At 50.6% G+C, this 5,178-nt stretch carries 1 protein-coding gene and 1 pseudogene; both read right to left on the reverse strand.

All coding sequences use genetic code 11. The features are described from left to right. A pseudogene (locus tag OB13_RS13330) lies at positions 1-101 on the reverse strand (ATP phosphoribosyltransferase); the annotation flags it as partial. 360 nt (positions 102-461) lie between these two features. Beyond that, positions 462-4,979 (reverse strand): HYR domain-containing protein, encoded by a 4,518-nt coding sequence (locus OB13_RS13335; RefSeq protein WP_461490662.1) that lies wholly within the window; start codon positions 4,977-4,979, stop codon positions 462-464. Between the last annotated feature and the right edge of the window lie 199 nt (positions 4,980-5,178).

Here is a 5,178-nt window from a genome sequence, read left to right on the forward strand (position 1 = left end):
AGTTTTAAGGAGCTGCTGATGAAGGAAATGCCGCATTCCCGGATCAGTTTCAGCGAGTCTTCGCTCAGTCTGCCGGACTTCTGGATTGCTAAACGTAGCATATGGATGTTATTAAGTGTAAGATACAAACAGGAATGACTTTGCTTCTGGCAAAGTATAGGTAGGGTATAAAAACCCTACAGGGGGCTATATGGTGCTGTTATTCCTCTTACGAGGAATGATGGAAATGATGCTGATGCGCAGCAGGAGCACAGGCAACAGGCGTTGCCGGGGTTGAAAGGATGATATGTAGCGTGCTTTTGCTCATGCTGTGCTGCAAATGTAAGAGGATTTTAGCGTAAACAAAACTACATAGGCTTTTGTTGTGATTTCCCAGCTTTAAAATAGTCGATAAAGTAAACGGCACCTGCCATACCTGACAGGTGCCGTTTACTTTATCGACTAAAGAATTCTTCAGTCCTTTACTTTTTCAGCAGCATCTTGATGGTTTTGATACCGGAGCCCGTTGCCAGTCGGGCAAAGTACACGCCTTCCGCCAGGTTACGGCCGTCCAGCTCATACTCGTATACCTTACCGGCTTCGGCTGTTCCTGTACCTACTTTCTTCACCAGAGCACCCCGGATGTCATACACCTCCAGTTCGTAATTCTGCTCTGTATCCAGGGAGAAGCGGATCGTCGTTCTGTCAGAGAAGGCATTCGGATAGTTGTCGAAGCGGGCAGTGGAAATTCCTTCCAATTCCTCTGAAATAACCTTGGACGTTTTAGGAGTGGTAGCAACCGCCTTGTTCTCATGTATTACGATTGAGCCACCGCCAATGCTCGTAGTTGCATCTGCATTGTCTACTGCACCCAGCTGGTTGTCATACACGATAGCACCACTTCTTCTGTCCCAGATCTTGATGCGGAACCTGTCTGCTTCTGCCTGGCCTTTTAAGTTACCGTCTACTACCGAAACCATGAAGGCATAATTATCATTGCCGTTTATACTTCCGACACCTTTGTACATGGCTTTATATCCAGCTACAACAAGTGTCATGGCATCATGTGCAGAGCTCTTGAAGTTTAAGTCTCCGGCTTTGAAGTGGAACTCTGTATGGCCATCCACTTCGTTAGAGCCTTTTTTATACTTGGCGTTGAAACCAAAGTTGGCTTTACCTACAAGCGTCGGATCAGCTACATAAGCTCCCGGAGGCGAATCGATCCAGCCACCGCCAGTTACAAAACCACCATTCGGATCGTAAACAACCACATAGTTAAATACTGCAGTTGTCTTTTGACCGCAATGATCTGTTACAGTAAGCTCTACAGAATAAACTCCTGGTTGAGAATACTTGTAAGTAGCTGAAATTGGAGAACCAGTAATGGCTTGTGTGGTTGTGCTTCCATTACCCCAATTCCAAACGGCCGTTGCAATGTTTTCGTCCTCAAATGTTGCAGTTAAAGTTACCTCTGAACCTTGCTGAACAGGAGAAACCGGTCCTGTAATAACAAGATTAGATGGTGCTTTATTTTCAACTGTTACAGTGAAACTCTGGGTAGTGGTGTTGCCGGCTTCATCGGTGGCTTCGTACGTAACAGTCGTAGTTCCTACAGGGAATGTAGCACCCGAAGCAAGGCCGGTAGTCATCTTCGGCGTAACAGCAGAGCAATTGTCCGAAGCCGTTACGTTGTAATTTACGACAGCGCCACACTTATCAGGCTGTGTTTGAACTACCATGTTAGCAGGAACTGTAACAACTGGGGCATCATCGTCTGTTACAGTAACCTGCAACTGGTCTGTGGCGGTATTGCCGGCAGCGTCCGTGGCAGTATACGTGATGGTGGTCACGCCCTGGTTGAAGGTATAGCGGCCTACCTGTCCCTTTCCATTGCCGGTCGTTGCACCCGTCATAACCCAGCTTATCTGGCTACCCGCGCAATTGTCGCTAAAAGAAGCATCAGGTATGGCGATTGTAGCAGTACACGTACCGTTGTCAGTGCCAGCTGCCTGATCGGCAGCCGCCGCCAGTACCGGAGCCGTTACGTCCTGCGCTGTCAGCACCACTTCATCAGTAGTTTTATTGCCGGCCGCGTCGGTAGCTGTTACCAGAACCGTGATGGTCTCACCGTCGGTGGCAGCTACAGTTGTTCCTGCGGCTGGAGATTGGGTAATAGTCGCTGCAGAACAATTATCGGTAGCTGTCCCTCTTACATCAGGTATAGTTACTGAACATTCTGCACCCAATGACACTTCCTGGTCAGCTGCTGCCGTAAGAACCGGGGCAGTTCTGTCCACTACGGTTACTAGTTGCGTAGCGGTAGCCGTCAAACCTGCTGCATCCGTTACGGTCCAGGTTACTTCTGTTTCACCCAGTTCAAATGTTTCAGGTGCGTTGTTGGTCACAGACGCTACAGAGCAATTGTCGGAAGTAGTTGGCGTGCCCAGTTCAACATTAGAAGCCTGGCAGGAAGCGTCAGCTGCTACTTCCACATTGGCCGGAGCCGTAATGGTTGGTGCCTGCGTATCCGTAACCGTAACTGTTTGCGTTACGGCAACAGCCTCGTTACCATTGGCATCCGTTGCATTCCAGGTAATCGTGGTTGTTCCTACAGGATACTGCGCGTCTAAGGCCGCTCCGTCACTACGTGTTCCGGTGGCAGGTCTTGCTTCGCAGTTGTCCGTAACTTCCGGAGCAGTAATAGTAAGCGTAGCTCCGCATTGTCCCTGATCTGCCGGAGCTGTTACAGGTTCCGCAGCTGCGATTACCGGAGCTGTTACGTCTTTCACGATAACCTGCTGCGTAGCAGTTGTTGTGTTACCATTGCCGTCATTGAATGTCCAGGTAATGGTATATGTACCTTGCTCTTCGTAAGTAGTCGGATCAGTCGTGGTACCGGTGATGGTGCCTGCACAATTATCGGTCGTAGTTGGAGCCGTTACCGTTACAGAGCATTCTCCTGTGGCATCTGCCAGAGTTGGCTGCACAGGTGCTGTTACGTCATCAACAATTACTTCCTGAATGGCTGTTGCGATGTTGCCGTTGCCGTCGTCAAAAGACCAGGTGATTTCATACCTGCCCTGTTGTGAGTAAGTAAGCGGATCCTGGGTAGTACCTGTGATGGTTCCATTGCAATTGTCTTCAGCGGTAGGAACTGCAGTTACAGTTACAGCGCATTCACCTGTGGCAGCAGCTATAACTGGTGCAACCGGGGCTGTCTGGTCCAATACAGTCACTAACTGCTTAGCGGTAGAAGTCAGGCCGGCTGCGTCCGTCACCGTCCAGATGACTTCTGTCTCACCCAGCTTGAAGGTTTCAGGTGCATTGTTAGTCACAGAAGCCACTGAGCAGTTGTCGGCTGTAATTGGCGTTCCAAGCTCCACATTGGTTGCCTCACAGGATGCATTGGCTGCCACACGCACCGGAGCTGGCGCCGTAATGGTTGGTGCCTGTGTATCGGTTACTGTCACTCTTTGCGTTACAGCTACGGACTCATTACCATTGGCATCCGTTGCATTCCAGGTGATAGTGGTAGTTCCGACAGGGTACTGGGCGTCCAAAGCCGCTCCATCGCTTCTGGTTCCGGTGGCAGGATTTGCCGCACAGTTGTCCGTAACTTCAGGGGCTGTGATGTTCAAACGGGCTCCACACTGGCCGGCGTCTGCTTCGGCTGTCACAGGCTCTGCTGCAGCGATAACAGGAGCTGTTACATCATCAACAACCACGCGCTGGGTAGCAGTAGCAGTATTGCCGTTGCCGTCATCGAAGGTCCAGGTGATCGTATAAGTGCCTTGTTCTGTGTAAGTGATCGGGTCTGATGTCGTGCCTGTGATAGTGCCAGCACAGTTATCAGTAGTGGTCGGCGTTGTTACAGTGACGGAGCATTCGCCTACGGCATCAGCCAGGATTGGTACCACTGGGGCGGTCACATCCTCTACAATAACTTCTTGAACAGCTGTTGCAATGTTGCCGTTGCCATCATTGAATGACCAGGTAATTTTATACTCGCCCTGCTGCGTGTAGGTCAGCGGATCTTGGGTAGTACCGGTGATGGTGCCGCCGCAATTGTCCTCAGCGGTAGGAGCTTCTGTGACGGTTGCAGAACACTCGCCCCGTACGGTAGCAATAGGAGTTAACTCTGGAGCTGTTCTATCCACTACAGTTACTGTTTGGGTAGTAGTAGCTGTCAGACCGGCGCCATCGGTTGCTGTCCAGGTTACGACGGTTTCTCCAAGCTGAAAAGTAGCTGGAGCATTGTTGGTCACGGTAACCCCGGCACAATTATCAGAAGCTGTTGGTGTGCCGAGGGCAACTTCGGTAGCCTGGCAGGAAGCGTTGGCTACTACTTCAACACCGGCTGGCGCTGTAATGGTTGGACGTGTTACATCCTGCGCAGTTAGCTTAACTGTAGCAGCGTCTGTGTTACCGGCAACATCTGTGGCTGTTACCTGTACTTCGATCACCTGTCCATCTGTTGCCATCACTACTGTGCCAGCTGCTGGACTTTGCGTAATGACAGCGCCATCACAGTTGTCGGAAGCAGTACCTCTTACATCAGGGATGACCACGCTGCAGTTCTCACCCAGGTTTACTTCCTGATCATTACCAGCAGTAAGTACCGGCGCTGTAACATCCTTTACAATCACTTGCTGTGTGGCGGTAGACGTATTGCCATTGCCATCGCTGAAGCTCCAGGTAATGGTATAGGTGCCTTGTTGCGTATAGGTTGTTGGATTGGTAGTAGTACCAGTGACAGTGCCCGCGCAGTTGTCCGTTGTGGTTGGAGCTGCGACGGTTACAGAGCACTCGCCGGTTGCGTCGGCAAGAGTTGGTCCTAACGGAGCTGTCATGTCCCGTACGGTTACGGTAAAGGTTTCGGTATCGGAACCACAGCTGTTTGTGGCAGTTACTGTAACAGTAGTAACTCCTACGTTGAACTTAGAACCACTTCCTGTGCCATTTCCACTGCCTGTTGTGGCACCGGATAAAGTATAAGACACAGTTGGAGCCGGTGTTCCAGTTGCAGAGGCATTGTAGGATACGCTGGCCCCGCAGCTATTTGCTTCGCTGTTAGCGGTAAGATTGCCTGGCACCGTGACCACCGGAGTGGTACAATTGGGCGCATAAGCAGCAGTTAAAGTAATATTACCATTGCTATTGACAGTATGGGATCCTCCCGGTGCTGTATAAGTAACGCCA

Source organism: Pontibacter sp. HJ8 (assembly GCF_054824225.1).